This window comes from Fodinibius sp. Rm-B-1B1-1, from assembly GCF_038594945.1.
Classification (GTDB): domain Bacteria; phylum Bacteroidota; class Rhodothermia; order Balneolales; family Balneolaceae; genus Fodinibius; species Fodinibius alkaliphilus.
Genome location: NZ_JBCFYD010000001.1, coordinates 1,239,983 through 1,256,022, shown reverse-complemented (window position 1 = coordinate 1,256,022; position 16,040 = coordinate 1,239,983). Strand labels below are relative to the sequence as shown.

The window sequence follows — 16,040 nt, the reverse complement described above, 5'->3', positions numbered from 1 at the left end:
TGGCAAGTTATTTAATACCTACAAAATCATAGCCGGCTTCTTTGATGGCTTGTTCAAAATCATCTGTAGAAACAGCATCCGGATTATAGGTCACCAAAGCTGTGCCGGATTCCAGATCCACAGCTGCTTCAACAGCACCTTCTTTGCTTGCAAGGGCTTCCTGTATGGTATTGGCGCATCCGGAGCATCCCATTCCGCCAATATTTATGGTTATTTGCTTAGTTGATACTTCTTGTGTACTCATAACTAATATCCTTTAGTATTCAGTGTTATTTCGATCATAACCTAAGTGTTTCAAGGCAGGCCCACGTTACAGGATTCTGAATAAATGTTACAAAATTTTTGGGTGGTATATATTTTGTATAGATATATAAGAAAGGAGCTATTACCCACTACTTTCAAAAGAGCTTTTGTTATCTACTTATTAAAATGCTTCTCCAAACTGTAAATAAAACCCTACAGACTCTTTACTCACGCCAAAATCAATCCGTACGTTGGTAGGGTCGTCTTTATTGATATTAAACCGCAATCCCGCGCCGGCGGTCCACTTATAATTTCTCAAAGTAAACGAATCAAAGCGATCCCAAACTTCTCCGGTTCCAGCAAACACAGTAAAACCGAATCTTCCTATGGCATGCTGTCGGAGTTCCCCTTGGATTTGGGCCGAATTTTGATCTCGATAGCGCCCCCCGTAATACCCCCTGTTGATACGATCACCACCAACCATTGCCATATCGTTGAACGGAGGACTCCCGGAATTAAGCTGAATAAGGCTTTGTATCGCCAGAACAGAACGAACGCTACTACTCAGTGGAATGTATTTCCGGGCATCCAGCTCATAAAATGTAAAAGAACGGGAGTTGCCCAGCCATGAAGGATTTCCCAGCAGCGAAAACTGCACGAAGCGATTTTCAGTCGGAGTCATGTTACTATTTCGGCGATCCCATCGCGCGATCCAGCCTATTCCTGCTGCGATATTTTTATAAGCATCTATATCCCCGGGAATAGCCACCCGTTCTCCTTCGGTATTTTCAAATTTAAGATTATATAACTTCGACCAGCGCAGGTACGGACCGGCAAAAAACCCCGGGCGAATTTGTCGCAACGCGTTCTGTTCCAAGTTGATTTGAGTATAGAGCACTGTAAGTTCATTAGACTCTGTTGTAAAAGGTCCCACACCCCAGTAGCTTTCCGGGAAATAATTGACAAAATAATTTCCGTTTAACATCCACAATTCTTCCGGCAAAATAATATCAGGTAGTACACTCACAAGAATTTGGTTCTTCGTTGTATAAATAGCCGACATCATTATGCTTGAGGAGCGCGTTTTTTGGTCGGCCGCTCCAACTTTAAATTGCGGAACCACCACAGCTCCAAACATGAATCCTGTCTCCGGACTTGAACCAATCGCCGGCAGCAAAAGCACTTTATTTTTGTAATCAGATTGCACCGAAGTGCTGTCCTGTGCGCTGACTGTTTCAAGTCCCATAAATAGGACTATCAATAAAGGGAGGATGATTTGGGTTTGGGCTATTTCCAAGGTTCTTTTACCTCATTGATTCGCTTTACGTTTATCACTTCCCCATTAAATTTATCTTGTTCTGCTATAAAAGGTGTGTGCGCAGATTGGTCAAAAACCACCAGTGCTTTACCTTCAGGAGCTTCCACAAAACGATAATACTCCTTGACCAGCTCATGAGGAGTATTGTAATCCTTGGCACCGGTGAAAAAATGTACCGGCACATCAAGAGTATCAATTTCGGTGAATAAATCGGTGTTATTAGTTTCCACCCACATTGGTCCGCTACCCCGATTGGCGCCATTAAACCATTGCTTAAAATCAGCGAAAGTATATTCATCAGCCCCTAATGCTTTCCATGCAAGCGTAACAAAACCTGCATCCATTCCACCGCCAAAAGCATCAATCATTTTTGCAAACTGAACAAACCGATCGTGGTTATCAAACGGCGGACTCCCGAGCTCCCTGAACTTTCGCTTCTCTTTTCGAGATCCATCTTGTTCTATCTCCTGACCTAGCCACTGATAAGAAAGCGTGTCGGCTTTACGGGCATTTACCACTTGGGAGACCGAAATAAACGCATCATAATCTTCAGGATATCGGTCCACCACATGAATACCTAATAATGTCCCCCACGAATGACCTAAAAGGTAAATCTTTTCGCGGTCGAAACGCTTTTTCAAATATTGCGTCACTTCGTGTGTATCCAGAATAAAGCGGTCAAGACTCATCGACTCTTCTTGAAATCCGCTGTGGTTTGATTTCCCCGCACCGCGCTGATCCCAGTGTACAACGATATATTCCTTTTCAAGTTCTTTAGTATAGGCATGGTGGATTGGCATTTGGGCGGATCCTGGTCCACCGTGAAGCCAAAGCAGGATGGGATTATCCGCATTTTCACCTCTTATCAGGAGCCACTGCTCCATCTCCCCAATTTCAACCGCAAGCAAATCTGCCACAGAATTTGGCGCATCAATTTTTGATGTATGGGCCCCGCATCCTGCTAACACAAAAAACCCTAATAGGTATAAGTTCTTTTTCCACATTACAGAAAAAGAAAGAAGATCATTTTTCATTTTTTGATTCAAAGCTAATGTTACGCTTGACCATTTCTACCTTTAACTTTTCAGGTATATCCCGGCATTCACAGTTTTTAACATGCTCCAAATGCCATTCAATACGTTGTTCTGTTGTTGGATTCTTTGGCATAGGATGCTTCTTATGCCAGCTGGCGTTTATATTCATAGGAAACCTCTCATTTTGTGTTACAAATTACCTGATCCAAATCCCTTCGAAACGAATACGGCATCTTATCCGAATAGCCAAAGCGGATAAGTAGCAGCGGATGTTTTGAACCAAGATTAAACTTCTCAACAAGTTTTTGTCTTACCTCTAACTCCTCACACGGCATATTCACATGGGCATGACTGATATTCAATTTGGTGGCTGTAAGTCCAAATCGCTGAAAAGCACGTCCAAGCGTAACCCATTGAGAAATTTCGTTCTGATCTACAGTGAATAAAGCAAACCCGGCAGTTGCATCGATTAGTTTCTTCCAGCGCTTAGCTTCACTGTTTGCAGTAACAAAATATTTCATCACAATATTACCGATAAAGCTGTTCATATTGGGCAGACCCATGCTCTTAATCCATAGACCATCGCCTTTCTTTTCAGCTTCAGCCTTAGAAAAACGAAACCAGTCAACCAACTCTTCGACAAACTCCCTGTTTTGAAACTGATTATTACTCCCCTCAATAATAAGTGGCTCCAATTTATTAATTTCACTTTCTCCGGTCAGGACTATCAATTCAATGCCTTCAAGCTCAAAGGAATTGCTCAATACACTTAAATCAGCTTCCGGCACCTTATAGTCGGAATATTCATTTCTGGTGGATTGTCTGTCTTCTATATACGCAAAGAGCGGGTCTTTTTTAATGGAATCGTCGGTAGCAAGAGAGATTACAATAAACGGTTTACTGTCTTCTACTTCATTGGTACTCACATTGGCCTGTAGCCCGTAATAAGTAGCGGCAATAACAATATTTTCGGCGGCACATCCCAAGCTGATGTAAAGCGCATGATTGTCACTATCTACTACGGGCAGCGCACGCGAGAAATCAGGGTAAAGATTAATTTCATTTTCATTCACAGAATAAAGCCATGGCTGTGTGTTATGTCCCGAAGGAGCTTGTATTCCATAGCGGATGATTTCTTTTAAGTCAGTTAGGGGTTCCATCTCTTCTAAAATTAGGTTCAAATAAAAAACGTATAGCTGGTAATTGAACAATAATGAATAAACCTATTGCCAATAATCCGTAAATAAGCTGTAGCGGCGGATCAGAATGATAACCCACCATTGCTATTTCAACACCTATCCAGATAATCAGTGCCATACTTACCAAAAGTGCTCCCCACCATCCCCAGAGTTTCCGCTGCCACAACCCAAGGCACACTATTAGCGGGAAAATCCCCAGAATCGTGAAAAGAATAATTCCCGGAATCAGGTAGTCGCTGAAAAGCGATCCTTCAAGAAGACTGATTGGCATCTGTAATGCGCTGCCGGTTGGATTCCATATAAGAGCCCCTCCACCGAAAAGACCACTTATTCCCTGGAAAACAAGAAAAGCCAGAAGAAGGTAATAGCTTACTGGTTTTGACTTAAATGTGCTCATCATGATCCTCCTTTATATTCCTTAAAATGGCTATTACACAACCAATTGAAATCAGCCCAAAAAGAGGAATAATCACAATGGCTGGCATCACCTGTTGTCCGAGCAGTCCCATAGCAATGACCTTTGCCGTAAGAGCGGTCATTAATATGGACAGAAATATGAAGTAGACGGGAGTAAGTAGATATCCGAGCGGTCTTTTTTTCCAAAACAGCAGTCCAGATACAAATGCAAGCGGCAGCAATAAACCCAGATCAAGTCCCTGTACAATTAACGTAGTGTAATGCTCGACCTCTTTAGGGATGATCGATCCATCCAGTAGCGGCGGAACCACGATACCCAGCCACATAGCTGCAATAGCTACGCTCTGAAAGATCAGGAATCCACCTGTCCATCTTACCGGTGTTGCTTCTCTGTACCGGTCGGCAAGGTTATCCACGTCAAAGGAGAGCAATGTCTGTGCCAAGGCAAAAAAAGATGTACCCAACAACGCTACATAAACCAGAAACATCATATTATACATCCCCATCACCAGGTAAAAAAGATATGTCACTAAAAAATATCCGAGCGTGCCCGCCAATAGGTAGCGGCCTTTTGTAGATCCTTTTCGCGCCCATAAAAGCGATAACAATAACAAAGGAACAGCCACAAAAAATGTGATATAATCCTGGGCAATACCCTGTGGTGCCACATCCTGCGACATGTGCTTGTAAAGCCCCGTACCATAAACGGTTACTGTTTCACCGCGGACGGTTTCGATTGCATACGGACCCGGACCACCCGACGAAAAAATACCCGATGATGCAGCAACAATAGCAAGTATCATAATGATAGAGGAAAGCAGGGTAATGGATTTCTTATTATTCATATTATTTATCCCTATTTGATGATTACTTCTATACTTATTTGTACTACAAAATTAATGCCATTCAGATAGCCTCTTAATTATTACTCCTTATAGCAAAACCAGCTTCTGTGGGCTTTTGAGTATGGCAATCCTGCAAATTACAAGTTGACAAGTCATGCATTAATGCACAGTAGAATTATCTGAACAAAAAACCACAACAAAGTAATAGAGCGTTACAATGCTCCTTTCATCTTTTTCTTCATTTCTAAGTATTCAAATTAGTTGGGTACATATTTTGCACTTCTAATACTTATGAGAAACCTATTCTATTTTATATTGATTGTAGTTATCACTGCCTGTGGAAGTATCAGCAATCCGGACGTTGCCGTAAATAACCTGCAACCACGTTCCAACATATCGAATAATCAACTTGACAGCATATTCCAAACGCTCCGTTACTTTCCAAACAAAACCCAGCTTTCTATAGCATTGGTTGATGATAGCACAACCACCTTTTACGGCGCAATACGGGAGAATGACACGGTAAAAACCATTAGTAACCAGCCGAACGTATTTGAGATTGGGTCACTGTCCAAGGTATTTACCGCTGCCTTGCTTGCAGACCTGGCAACCGAAAATAAACTTCAGCTCAATCACCCTATTCAGGCATATCTGGATTTCCCTCTGCACGACAGCCTCCAAATTACATTTAAAGAATTAGCCAATCATACCTCGGGCTTGCCTCGCATTCCTTCAGGTTTTGTTTGGGAATCGCTTTGGCATATGGATAATCCCTACAGAGATTACAATGAGGAAAAACTACGAGAGTACATGAGCAGTGAAATGGAACTCGAAGAAGATGGAAGCTCTTTTCAATATTCCAATATCGGGGCTGGCATCCTGGGATATGCACTCACACAAATAGAGGGAAAATCCTACGAGGAGATGCTACAGCAGAAGATTTTTGGTCCTCTGGACATGCAGTATTCTACTACCCAACGAGCATTAGTCGAAGATAAACTCGTGCCGGGTCTCAATAAACGAGGAAACCCAACTACCAACTGGGATCTGGGAGCCATTCCAGGCGCCGGTGCCATTCTATCCACGGCTGAGGATCTGGCTAAATATGGAGAGGCTAATTTTGATCCGGATAACAAAGTCATGAGACTGCAACAAGAACCTACGTTCACCATAGATGAAGAAAAGGATATAGGCCTCGGCTGGTTCATCATAAAACAAGATTCTACAACATCTTGGCATTGGCATAATGGAGGCACAGGAGGCTACCGTTCATCCATGGTGTTGAATATTGCTGACAAAAAGGGCGTGATCGTTTTATCGAATATCTCCGCCGGGCATTCCCATGCTGGGAATATCGATTCACTGAGTTTTGATCTACTCAAAAGTATGGAAAAAGCAGTGGAGCAATCATCAAATTAAATGGGGCTATCATGTTAAAAATATCTATATCAATAATTATTCTTATGCACGGGCTTATCCACCTGATGGGGTTTGTCAAAGCTTTCAACCTCGCAGAAATTGAAGCGTTGACACTTCCTATCTCCAAAACAGCCGGACTCTTCTGGTTGCTCACTTGTTTACTGATGCTGGGAACCGCAAGTGCTTATTGGACCAAGCTTGATTGGTGGCCTATAATAGGCATTGTTGCCATTGTGCTTTCACAAGTACTCATTTTTATGAGCTGGCAAGATGCCAAGTTTGGAACGATAGCCAACGTTATAATCCTAACAGTTATTTTATGGAAATACTTTTCTTGAAATCTCTATTGGTGTAGAATCTAAAAAAAGTTTGTCCGAGACTGTACCCCCACCCGGAATCGAACCAGGATTTGAGGTTTAGGAAACCTCCGTTCTATCCACTTGAACTATGGGGGCAAATTGGCCCGTTATTTATAACGATAAGTAGACTGGCTACTAATATATAAGTTGTGTTTAGAGGGAATCGTAGGTCTCAATATTCAGAATACAGAAGTCATCAGCCCTCCCTCTAAATCTAACTACCGGATTTCTGTATTTTATTACTTTTACTGTAACTTAATATCCGAAAACCAGTACAACCTTCCTTCCGATTCAGAAAATATGTTGTCCATGTCTATAAGTAGTAAAACCGCTTCGTTGCTCCTTCTCCTGCTACTAATTAGCTCATCAGTATACGCCCAAAAAACAATTAACGGCACCATCACTGATATCAAAACTGGTGAAACGCTACCCTCGGCAAATATCCTGATCGAAAATACATATAGGGGTACCATCACCAATAGCAACGGAGAGTTTTCATTGACGATTCCCGATTCTCTTCTTCCCGCCACACTCATTGTCCGCTATATCGGATATGAAACAAAAGAGCTGTCAATTACCCGTAATTCATCATTCAACCAGCATATACCGCTTACTCCATCAGTCACTGAAATGCAGGAAATTGTGGTCACTGATGAAGATCCCGGCATGCGCATCATGCGCGAAGTGATCAAACGCAAACAGCAATGGCGAAAAGAGCTCGAAACCTATACAGCAGAAGCCTACACCCGCCAATCATTATCGAACGACACCGCCATTGTTTCAATTACCGAGTCAGTTTCTGAGGTATTTTGGGATAAACAGCAAGGTCACCGCGAGATACAAAAGTCTAAACGACAAACGGCTAATATAGAAGCAGCAAGTAATTTTGCTGGGGTCAGTTACCTCCCCAACTTTTATGATGATGACATTGAAATTGCTGAGTTCGAGCTGGTGGGCATTACTCACCCTGATGCACTCGATTACTACGATTTTAAACTGCTTGATCAAACATCCATTGATGGCCAGGCAGTGTACAAAATTGAAGTTAATCCAGCCCGTAAGCTGCAACCCCTTTTCAAAGGCACAGCCTACGTGCTGGCCGGGGAATATGCCCTGCTCCAGGTTGACCTTGAACCCAATGACGTCGTTAAATTTCCTGCACCTGTAAAATCATTCAGTACCTCATACCAACAGCAGTTCAATAATTTTGGACAAGATTTTTGGCTGCCTGTGGATGTCCGAATCGGCGGGGATATTAAAATAAAAATTGTGGGACTCGATTTTCCCATGATCAAGTTCAAACAGCTTTCACGCATCACAAATTACGAGATAAATACCACGCTGCCCGACTCTCTCTACGAACATAAAGATCGCTTCAGCGTTGACAGTACGACCGTTCAATCCGATTCGCTGATCACCCAGCAAGTTAATACCGTCCCCTTGTCCTCTGACGAAAAACAAGCCTATATCACGCTCGATAGTACTGCAACACTGGAAAAAGCATTCAAACCCAGTGGTTTTCTGGCCAACATGATTGATGATGAGGACGACGGTAATGATTCTAATTCCGGCCCCTTTTCCTTTTTGGATAATATCCCCGGCAGCATCAAACCCGATGCACGTTATAATCGTGTAGATCAAGCTTTTGTTGGATTACGCTATAACGTTGATCCAGCTGAAGAGTTGGAATTAAGAACCAACGTTGGATATAGTACTGGATACAACGACTGGAATTACGGTGGAGGACTTTCATTACAGTGGCTCAAAAATGACTTTATTTCTTCGTCTATCAGCGGAGATTATTATTCTGGGACAAAAACTCGTTTCCAATCACCAATTTACAATACATATTACACTATCATTCCCAACCTGATGGGACACCAAGGATATTTTGATTACTACAAATCCCAAGGTTACCGTTTATTTTCGACGTGGGAACTACCCGAAAAGCTTTCTGCAGAAATGGGATTCAACCGCCAAGAACATAACTCCTTATCAACCAACACCGCTTATGATGTACTGGGCATCTCAGATAATTTTCGGATAAATCCCCAGATTCCAGAAGGTACTCTCCAATCGATAGATTTGATAACTGGCTATAATCTGGATGAAGGCTACAACTTTGGTGTGACCGGACAGAAAAAAATACGGCTCAAAATCGAACACACATCCGATGCAATAGGAAGTGACTTTAACTTTACCAAGTATGCCGGACTTATTTCCTGGTCTTTCCCTACGTTCTATCAACGTAGATTCTTATCCAATACCCTCGATATCAACCTCAAAGCAGGAACCCATAGCGGAACACTCCCTCCACAAAAATGGGGTATCATTGATGGGACTATTGGTTCTACTGCGCCTTTTGGAGTGATGAAAACCCTTCGCAATCGCCCCTACGAAGGCGATCAATATATTTCCTTTTCGGCAGAACATAACTTTAGAACAATTCCCTTTGAAGTTTTAGGAATACAACCACTTGTAAATCGAGATATCGGATTTATTGTTTTTGGCGGGATGGCGAAAACCTGGATCCAATCACCAAATCGTTTTACCAACAGCATCTATCAACCTTATACCACCCCGAAAATTCACTGGGAGATCGGGGCTTCACTAAATGGAATATTGGATGTATTCCGTATTGATCTCGCTACCAGATTAGATCAGCCGGCTATTATGTTGAATATTAGTATAGCAAGATTGTTCTGACACCCTATATTCCAAAAATCGCTACATAAACATTCCACCTTAGCCTATTTTTTTATATACTTGGATTCATTCTAAATAACGAAATATTTTTTGTCATGAATCATACGCTTGGTGCCGTTCAGAAATTATCCTCAATTGTCATATTGGCCTTTTGCACCTTTTTCTTCATTCAGTGCTCGTCTCCCGACTCTGAAACTAATGCCTCCGAACCTTCACAAGAGATTCAAAAAGCGAAAGACGATGTACCTGAACTTGCTGATGCCATGGGGCAACTACAACGATATTTGCACAAATATTCGTTAGCCGTTGAAGCAGAAAACCATGAATTAGCTACGTTCTACTTTCATGAAGTCCGAGCCGCTGCAGATGGAATTAAGGAAAATATTCCTGGATACGAAGGTTATGATATTAAACGATTTATGAATCTAATATTCGAACCCACGGTAGAACCTGTTGAAACAGCATTAGCCAATAGAAACTGGGAAGAGGTTCGGGCAAAAACTATTAATTTAGTTGATGCCTGTAATGCTTGTCATAACGCAACATCGCACGGTTTTGTCAAAGTCACCCCGGGATTTGACAATAATCCCTTTAATCAGGATTTCTCCGGCTCCAACTAACTGATTTTTACTTCTTTAAAAGAAATAAAGGCCTGATCATATTCTGATCAGGCTTTTGTTAATTGAACTATTTCTTCATTGGACTCTTCCCTCTCGTTATCACTCCAATAGTTACCGCAAACAGGGCCGAGCCAAAAATCGACCAAATGATAGGAAACGTTTCCCCATTTACTTCAACTGGGATTAGATAGGGAAGCCCCATTTCTGTTGCCAACCATTTTCCTATTAATGCACCAATAAATCCAACGACAGTCGTAATTAAACAACCGCCCAGGGAATATCCTGCAATACTTTGTCCAATAGCACCACAAATGGCAGCGATGATAAGCAATAGCAGAAAACTCATATCTAATATTATTTATTTATCAGCTTCGTCTAATATAACCGCCGATTCAAGTGGCTTAATAACCACAGCATCATTAGGCTCAAAAAGCACCCGATTATCGGTATGTACTAAGTATTTTTCATCCCCAAGTTGTACATGATAGGTAATATCATGCCCCTTAAACTCACGTCCCAATACTGTGCCTACATCTTCCGGCTTTTGATCGGTGGGTTTTTCAAGAGTTAGGTGCTCTGGCCGAATAGAACACAGCACACGTCCACAGGCATTACAATTTAAGTTCATAGGACCAAGCTTTGTCGCTACTTGTGAGCCGCCAGTTGCATCAGCCTGAAATATATTAGTCCGCCCTAAAAACTGAGCCACAAATTTTGTTCTGGGATTATAATAGACCTCTTCAGGCGTTCCTACCTGCTCTATTTTGCCTTCATTCATTACTGCTATTCGATCAGCAAATGAAAGGGCTTCTTCCTGATCGTGTGTTACCAAAAGAGCACTCATGCCTGCTTTTTTAAGTACCTCACGTACTTCTTTACGCATCGTATCGCGCAGCATTGCATCGAGATTAGAAAATGGCTCGTCGAGCAAAACCAACTTAGGTTTTGGAGCTATAGCCCTTGCAAGAGCAACCCGCTGCTGTTGACCTCCCGATAACTCACTTGGATTGCGATCTTTATAATCTCCCATCCCAGTCCTGCAAAGCACCTCCTCAGCATATACCGATCGCTTATGCTTGGGAATTTCCGTAAGTCCAAAGGCCACATTTTCAATTACCGACAAGTGCGGAAATAGAGCGTAGTCCTGAAACACAAACCCAATGCCCCGATCCTGTGGGGCTACATGATCTTGCGGAGACTCTAAGAGCTTCCCATCGAGGCGCACCTCTCCTTGGTCAGCCCGTTCAAATCCTGAGATAAGTCGCAGGCACGTGGTTTTGCCACAACCGCTTGGTCCTAACAACGCAAAGATCTCGTGCTCCTTAACTTCGAACCCAAGGTTATCAACAACCGGACCGGTATCATCGAACGACTTTGTTAGATTTTTTACCGTTAATAAATCATTCATTATGTCTTCAACTCCTTAGAAAATAAAAACCCTACAAACAGGGATGAAAATAACAAAATTACCAATGCAAAGGGAGCAGCTTCAGCAAACATTGCCTCTCCCGTATATGACCACACGTTTAGCGCCAGAGTATCAAATCCAATGGGTGATAATAAGAACGTTATGGATAATTCTTTCATTGCAGATAAAAAAACCAAAGATGCTGATGCAATAATTCCACCTCGCAAAAGGGGGAATGTAACTTTAAAAAATGACTTTATAGATGAATACCCCAACGACTGGGCGGCTTCTTCAAGCTGTTCTGGGGCCTGATACAATGCACTCCGTACTGGACCAATGCCTTCTGCCAAAAAGTGCAGGGAGTAAGCGATAACTAATAGTGCAAGTGATTGATATAATACGGTAGACACTTGCAGAGAGAAAAAGACAAAAGCCAAAGCAAAAGCAAGTGGCGGCGTAGCATATCCCAGATAAGCAACTCGCTCGATGGGACTACTTAATTTTGATTTATACCTAACACCAATATAGGCAAGTGGTAACGCAAGCCCGGTTGTAAGCACCGCTGCCGGGGCTGACGCTTTTACAGAGTTAAAAAAAGCATCAAAAAGATTACCTGCCACAGCTGTAAAAGCTGTTTGATTAAGCCAAAATACAATGGAAGACACCGGTAGAACTACGGCGACCAAAAAGATGACACCCACAAAAAGGTAGGCAGGTATAGCCCAAGGACCTAAATCAAGGTAACTTTTCGCTTTGGATACTCCCCGTCCCAACCGGTGATAAATAGCCTTTTTAAGCATCTTATATTCCAAGACAAGAGCACCTGTTGTAAGGGCCAATAACATCAGCGCCAACCAAGCAGCGTAAATACGGTCGTAAGCAGCAATATACTGCAAATAAAGTGCATAACTGAAGGTCTCGAATCGCATCAGCGATACCGTACCAAAATCACCGATGACATGTAAGCTTACCAAAAGCGATCCTGCTAATAATGCAGGACGAAGCTGTGGTAAAATCACCTTAAAAAAAGTAGATTTTGCATCATGACCTAATGACCGCGAGACTTCTTCAATCGATCGATCCATACCAATAAGCGCCGTCCGTAAATTCAAATATAGATACGGAAATGTACATAGTGATAAGACCAGCAAGGATCCTCCGAAGCCGTTAATACGAGGCAGAACCCACCCGAACCAAGCCTGAAATGTCCCATTATAGCCTCCCATCCCCAAAATAGCATATGCCATTACATAACCGGGAATAGCTAAGGGTAATACTCCTAATAACGTGATAAATCGACGAGCTTTAATCTTAACTCGGACTGATAAATAAGCCAGCGGCAAGGCAATTAAGATATCCAGTAATAATACACCGAATGTTAATAACAGGGTATTACCAAGCAAACGCAGATTCCGCATCCTGAAAACAACATTATTGAGCATTTCCGGGGATGCGTCAAAGGCCCTGATTAATAGATAAACCAATGGTAACAATACTCCAGCTGCAATAATACCTGCAACCCCAAGGAGATACCATGGCGGCGACTTACTATTTATGTTTGTGCCTATAATAGCGCTTATCCTTCGCTGAGACGTGAAAAATTTAGATCAAATCTAAATAGAATACCTCTTGATAGCAACCCTTAAGAAGTAATAATTACTTTTATAGTCTTCTTAAAATTACAGCAAATTCGTCGATAAATCTTTTTAGGTAAATCGTTTTGTACCAACCCTATTTTTGAGTAAAATTATAACTGTACAAATCAAAACAATTCACTCCAATTCATTAATTACTAAAGACTTATGAAACGAATAGTCATTTTTCTTATAACGTCGGCAATTGCAATCAGTATGTTGCAAGCATGCGGGCCCAGTGAAGAAGAGATTGAACGACGCGAACAAGCTCGTCAAGACTCGCTGGAACGTGTGGAACAACAACGTCTTGAAAAACAACGCCAAGACAGCATTGAACAAGCGCGTCAAGATAGTATAGAAGCAGCTAAAAGAGAGCGTGAACGCAATCGAATTGAATACGATAGCAATGGTAAATTTGCTGTACAAGTTGAAGCATGGCGTTCAGAAGTAAAAGCTGAACAACAAGTACAAAAATGGGCAGACAGAGGTTACGAAAATGCCTATGTCGTAAAAATGGGTAATGAGGAAACTGGTGATGTATGGTTCCGTGTTCGACTGGGCCGCGTGGCTACTGAAGCGATGGCTGAAAAACTACAGGATAAATTAATGCGCAACTATAATGAAAAATCGTGGGTTTCGCTTCTCAAAGAAGAAACGGGCAGTAAATCTGAAGAGATGAGCGAAGAATAACTTCTGTTACAATCTTTGTATAAGCACCGTGGTTAACTCTGCGGTGCTTTTTTATTTACTCAGATTCATTATCCCAAGGAATAGAATCTCGGATGGAATACTTTCCCTCACATATACCTTCTGACCTTGCTAAGCTTGATAATTTCATAGCTAATCAAGAATCGCAATACAACCTGAAGAAGGGCACAAATGCTCAAATTATCTGGCAAAATTCAACCCGTCGGGTAACTGACAAAGCTATTGTTTATCTACATGGCTTTCGTGCCTCTCACCCTGAAGGCCATCCCGTACATAAAACCATTGCTCGGGAATTTGGTTACAATCTCTTTTTAAGTCGTACAAAAGAGCATGGCATTAACAGCGATTATCCACTGCTACATCTCACCGAAAAAAAGATGCTGGAGTCAGCTAAATTTGCGCTTGAAGTAGGCAGGCGATTAGGTAATAAGGTTATTTTGATGGGTACTTCTACAGGGGCTTCGCTAGCTCTTTATTTGGCTTCAAAAGCTAAATATCAACAACACATCTCTTCGCTGGTATTATATTCTCCACTTATAGACTTCCATGGCATATCCTCAGGATTGCTCACAAATCGGTGGTCTCGAAAGTTATTAAGTATAGTTCCCGGCAAAAAGTATCTTATAAAGTCAAAAAAGTCGACCTATGCAGAGGATAAAATCTGGAATAAGGAGTATGCTTTAGCTGGTGCTTTGCAATTAGGAGCATTCGTACAACATCATATGACACCCTCCCTTTTCCGCAAGGTAACCCACCCTGTTTTTGTGGGTTATTATTATAAGAATATAGATGAACAGGATACCGTCATCTCGGTGAATGCCATAAAGAAAATGGTTGATTTTTTGGGTACGCGCACAAATAAACTGACTATATCAAACTTTCCTGATGCCAAAAACCACGTAATCTGTAGTAGCCTGCTTTCAAAAAGCGTAGATAGTGTTATCGATAACACCCGAAAATTTCTCAAACGTATTGACTCCCATACACATAGCTAATAACACTATAAAAGACCTATTATAACCCCCAGGATTATTACAGAAAAGCAAAAAATTTGTAGAAAAACCCGAAATTAACGTATATTGAAATGCGCTCAAGTAGCGTCTCTCTTGATGAATAGTCAGGGCCTCACGACTGATACTCGTGAGGCCTTATTTATTTGAATCTTTTTTTCCCTCCCCTCGTATCCTCATTGTATTAATACTATTATCATACACCGGCATTGGGCATCCCGAATAAATTTAATCCTTTACTCATTTTTGCGTACCATGTTCGTAAATTTTTTTATGTTTAGGCGTTCATTCCATTCGGGAATAGTTTTCTAATAACAAATCCGCAGCAATGAAAAACTTTAAAATCAATCACAAAGAAGTTCAGACGTATGATGTTTTGGAACTTTTTGGTGAACTGGATGCCCACACCGCATCACAGTTAGAAGACTCGCTGAAAAAGCTAATTGACCAAGATAAACATCACATCATCGTAAACTGCGAGGAGTTGGATTACATTGCAAGTGCCGGCCTGGGAGTGTTTATGGCATACATTGAGGATGTACGATCACTTGGCGGCGATATCAAATTGACGAATATGAACCCAAAGGTTTACAACGTGTTCGATCTTCTTGGCTTTCCCTCGCTGTACGACATTTTAGACAACGAGAAAAAAGCTATCGAACAGTTCGAAAACGACGAAGCTTAATCTCAAGAACCTTGGCAAAATCAACCACTACATATAGTATTTCTGTACAAGCTTCTACCGAGCACCTGGCAGAAGTACGTGATTTTGTGGCAAAGTATGCCAAAGAGTTTGGTTTTGGCAAACAACAGGTAGCAGATATTCGTCTTGCTGTAGATGAAGCCTATACTAATATTATCAAACATGCCTATAAACACGATGATAAAAAAACGGTGGATATCGAATTAGGTTATAACAGTAACAAGTTTTGGGTTTCTCTGCTTGACACTGGCGATGCTTTTGACCCAAGCGACTACTCCAAACCCGATGTTCGTCAAAAAATTAAAGAAAAAAAACGGGGCGGGGTCGGTGTTTACCTAATTAGAAAACTTATGGACGATGTAGAATACAATAAACAGGGGGCCGTCAACGAAATTCGGATGACCAAAAACAAGTAAT

Annotated in this window: 18 protein-coding genes and 1 tRNA gene; 8 read left to right on the top strand and 11 right to left on the bottom strand. The window is 41.7% G+C overall.

Annotated elements, in window-relative coordinates:
* Positions 1-7 precede the first annotated feature (7 nt).
* The 7 genes from AAFH98_RS05700 to AAFH98_RS05670 all read right to left on the bottom strand — a co-directional run bounded on the left by AAFH98_RS05700 (position 8) and on the right by AAFH98_RS05670 (position 5,056).
* Positions 8-244 (bottom strand): heavy-metal-associated domain-containing protein, encoded by a 237-nt coding sequence (locus tag AAFH98_RS05700; RefSeq protein WP_342521730.1) that lies wholly within the window; start codon positions 242-244, stop codon positions 8-10.
* A gap of 180 nt (positions 245-424) precedes the next feature.
* The gene (locus tag AAFH98_RS05695; protein ID WP_342521729.1) at positions 425-1,489 is read right to left on the bottom strand and encodes a BamA/TamA family outer membrane protein; all 1,065 of its coding nucleotides are present in this window, start codon (positions 1,487-1,489) and stop codon (positions 425-427) included.
* Positions 1,490-1,530: 41 nt separating this feature from the next.
* On the bottom strand, positions 1,531-2,595 hold the full coding sequence (locus AAFH98_RS05690; protein ID WP_342521728.1) for an alpha/beta fold hydrolase: 1,065 nt from the start codon (positions 2,593-2,595) through the stop codon (positions 1,531-1,533).
* A complete protein-coding gene (locus tag AAFH98_RS05685) occupies positions 2,585-2,764 on the bottom strand; it encodes a hypothetical protein (protein WP_342521727.1) in 180 nt (59 codons plus the stop codon). The genes AAFH98_RS05690 and AAFH98_RS05685 overlap by 11 nt, the downstream gene beginning before the upstream one ends.
* Before the next feature lie 10 nt (positions 2,765-2,774).
* Positions 2,775-3,755 (bottom strand): Acg family FMN-binding oxidoreductase, encoded by a 981-nt coding sequence (locus tag AAFH98_RS05680; protein ID WP_342521726.1) that lies wholly within the window; start codon positions 3,753-3,755, stop codon positions 2,775-2,777.
* Positions 3,739-4,191 carry a hypothetical protein gene (locus AAFH98_RS05675; RefSeq protein ID WP_342521725.1) on the bottom strand — a complete coding sequence of 151 codons (453 nt, stop codon included), beginning with the start codon at positions 4,189-4,191 and terminating at the stop codon, positions 3,739-3,741. The genes AAFH98_RS05680 and AAFH98_RS05675 overlap by 17 nt, the downstream gene beginning before the upstream one ends.
* Entirely contained in the window at positions 4,178-5,056 is an 879-nt protein-coding gene (locus AAFH98_RS05670; RefSeq protein ID WP_342521724.1) for a hypothetical protein, read from the bottom strand. The genes AAFH98_RS05675 and AAFH98_RS05670 overlap by 14 nt, the downstream gene beginning before the upstream one ends.
* A gap of 291 nt (positions 5,057-5,347) precedes the next feature.
* Here AAFH98_RS05670 and AAFH98_RS05665 point away from each other — a divergent pair, with 291 nt between their 5' ends.
* Together AAFH98_RS05665 and AAFH98_RS05660 are read left to right on the top strand one after the other, a co-directional pair.
* On the top strand, positions 5,348-6,475 hold the full coding sequence (locus AAFH98_RS05665; RefSeq protein WP_342521723.1) for a serine hydrolase domain-containing protein: 1,128 nt from the start codon (positions 5,348-5,350) through the stop codon (positions 6,473-6,475).
* A gap of 11 nt (positions 6,476-6,486) precedes the next feature.
* Positions 6,487-6,813: a hypothetical protein gene (locus tag AAFH98_RS05660; RefSeq protein WP_342521722.1), complete on the top strand. Its 327-nt coding sequence runs from the start codon at positions 6,487-6,489 to the stop codon at positions 6,811-6,813.
* Positions 6,814-6,857: 44 nt separating this feature from the next.
* On the opposite strand, the gene AAFH98_RS05655 is transcribed toward AAFH98_RS05660, so the two are convergent.
* Positions 6,858-6,930: transfer RNA gene (locus AAFH98_RS05655), tRNA-Arg, on the bottom strand.
* Between the two features lie 213 nt (positions 6,931-7,143).
* Between AAFH98_RS05655 and AAFH98_RS05650 the strand changes: the two genes are divergently transcribed.
* Positions 7,144-9,540 carry a DUF5686 and carboxypeptidase-like regulatory domain-containing protein gene (locus AAFH98_RS05650; RefSeq protein WP_342521721.1) on the top strand — a complete coding sequence of 799 codons (2,397 nt, stop codon included), beginning with the start codon at positions 7,144-7,146 and terminating at the stop codon, positions 9,538-9,540.
* 95 nt (positions 9,541-9,635) lie between these two features.
* On the top strand, positions 9,636-10,160 hold the full coding sequence (locus AAFH98_RS05645) for a hypothetical protein (protein ID WP_342521720.1): 525 nt from the start codon (positions 9,636-9,638) through the stop codon (positions 10,158-10,160).
* 67 nt (positions 10,161-10,227) lie between these two features.
* Here the strand turns inward: AAFH98_RS05645 and AAFH98_RS05640 are convergent, their stop codons facing one another.
* The 3 genes from AAFH98_RS05640 to AAFH98_RS05630 are packed head-to-tail and all read right to left on the bottom strand — an operon-like array spanning position 10,228 to position 12,986.
* On the bottom strand, positions 10,228-10,506 hold the full coding sequence (locus AAFH98_RS05640) for a GlsB/YeaQ/YmgE family stress response membrane protein (protein ID WP_342521719.1): 279 nt from the start codon (positions 10,504-10,506) through the stop codon (positions 10,228-10,230).
* A gap of 12 nt (positions 10,507-10,518) precedes the next feature.
* Positions 10,519-11,568, bottom strand: a complete 1,050-nt coding sequence (locus AAFH98_RS05635) for an ABC transporter ATP-binding protein (RefSeq protein ID WP_342521718.1) — start codon at positions 11,566-11,568, stop codon at positions 10,519-10,521.
* Complete coding sequence (locus tag AAFH98_RS05630) at positions 11,568-12,986, bottom strand: ABC transporter permease (RefSeq protein WP_342521717.1); 1,419 nt, start codon at positions 12,984-12,986, stop codon at positions 11,568-11,570. Before AAFH98_RS05630 ends, AAFH98_RS05635 begins: the two co-directional genes overlap by 1 nt.
* Positions 12,987-13,370: 384 nt before the next feature.
* On the opposite strand from AAFH98_RS05630, the gene AAFH98_RS05625 reads away from it, so the two are divergent.
* From AAFH98_RS05625 to AAFH98_RS05610, 4 genes are all read left to right on the top strand, one after another.
* Positions 13,371-13,892 carry an SPOR domain-containing protein gene (locus AAFH98_RS05625; protein WP_342521716.1) on the top strand — a complete coding sequence of 174 codons (522 nt, stop codon included), beginning with the start codon at positions 13,371-13,373 and terminating at the stop codon, positions 13,890-13,892.
* 92 nt (positions 13,893-13,984) lie between these two features.
* Positions 13,985-14,905 carry an alpha/beta hydrolase gene (locus AAFH98_RS05620; protein WP_342521715.1) on the top strand — a complete coding sequence of 307 codons (921 nt, stop codon included), beginning with the start codon at positions 13,985-13,987 and terminating at the stop codon, positions 14,903-14,905.
* Positions 14,906-15,248: 343 nt separating this feature from the next.
* Complete coding sequence (locus AAFH98_RS05615; RefSeq protein ID WP_342521714.1) at positions 15,249-15,605, top strand: STAS domain-containing protein; 357 nt, start codon at positions 15,249-15,251, stop codon at positions 15,603-15,605.
* 11 nt (positions 15,606-15,616) lie between these two features.
* The gene (locus AAFH98_RS05610; RefSeq protein ID WP_342521713.1) at positions 15,617-16,039 is read left to right on the top strand and encodes an ATP-binding protein; all 423 of its coding nucleotides are present in this window, start codon (positions 15,617-15,619) and stop codon (positions 16,037-16,039) included.
* The last annotated feature ends 1 nt before the right edge of the window (position 16,040 follow it).

Excerpts from the sequence above, each read along its gene's own strand:
- AAFH98_RS05700 (WP_342521730.1), bottom strand. The coding sequence starts at position 244 with ATGAGTACACAAGAAGTATCAACTAAGCAAATAACCATAAATATTGGC.
- AAFH98_RS05695 (WP_342521729.1), bottom strand. The coding sequence starts at position 1,489 with ATGGGACTTGAAACAGTCAGCGCACAGGACAGCACTTCGGTGCAATCT.
- AAFH98_RS05690 (WP_342521728.1), bottom strand. The coding sequence starts at position 2,595 with ATGAAAAATGATCTTCTTTCTTTTTCTGTAATGTGGAAAAAGAACTTA.
- AAFH98_RS05685 (WP_342521727.1), bottom strand. The coding sequence starts at position 2,764 with ATGAATATAAACGCCAGCTGGCATAAGAAGCATCCTATGCCAAAGAAT.
- AAFH98_RS05680 (WP_342521726.1), bottom strand. The coding sequence starts at position 3,755 with ATGGAACCCCTAACTGACTTAAAAGAAATCATCCGCTATGGAATACAA.
- AAFH98_RS05675 (WP_342521725.1), bottom strand. The coding sequence starts at position 4,191 with ATGAGCACATTTAAGTCAAAACCAGTAAGCTATTACCTTCTTCTGGCT.
- AAFH98_RS05670 (WP_342521724.1), bottom strand. The coding sequence starts at position 5,056 with ATGAATAATAAGAAATCCATTACCCTGCTTTCCTCTATCATTATGATA.
- AAFH98_RS05665 (WP_342521723.1), top strand. The coding sequence starts at position 5,348 with ATGAGAAACCTATTCTATTTTATATTGATTGTAGTTATCACTGCCTGT.
- AAFH98_RS05660 (WP_342521722.1), top strand. The coding sequence starts at position 6,487 with ATGTTAAAAATATCTATATCAATAATTATTCTTATGCACGGGCTTATC.
- AAFH98_RS05650 (WP_342521721.1), top strand. The coding sequence starts at position 7,144 with ATGTCTATAAGTAGTAAAACCGCTTCGTTGCTCCTTCTCCTGCTACTA.
- AAFH98_RS05645 (WP_342521720.1), top strand. The coding sequence starts at position 9,636 with ATGAATCATACGCTTGGTGCCGTTCAGAAATTATCCTCAATTGTCATA.
- AAFH98_RS05640 (WP_342521719.1), bottom strand. The coding sequence starts at position 10,506 with ATGAGTTTTCTGCTATTGCTTATCATCGCTGCCATTTGTGGTGCTATT.
- AAFH98_RS05635 (WP_342521718.1), bottom strand. The coding sequence starts at position 11,568 with ATGAATGATTTATTAACGGTAAAAAATCTAACAAAGTCGTTCGATGAT.
- AAFH98_RS05630 (WP_342521717.1), bottom strand. The coding sequence starts at position 12,986 with ATGCGGAATCTGCGTTTGCTTGGTAATACCCTGTTATTAACATTCGGT.
- AAFH98_RS05625 (WP_342521716.1), top strand. The coding sequence starts at position 13,371 with ATGAAACGAATAGTCATTTTTCTTATAACGTCGGCAATTGCAATCAGT.
- AAFH98_RS05620 (WP_342521715.1), top strand. The coding sequence starts at position 13,985 with ATGGAATACTTTCCCTCACATATACCTTCTGACCTTGCTAAGCTTGAT.
- AAFH98_RS05615 (WP_342521714.1), top strand. The coding sequence starts at position 15,249 with ATGAAAAACTTTAAAATCAATCACAAAGAAGTTCAGACGTATGATGTT.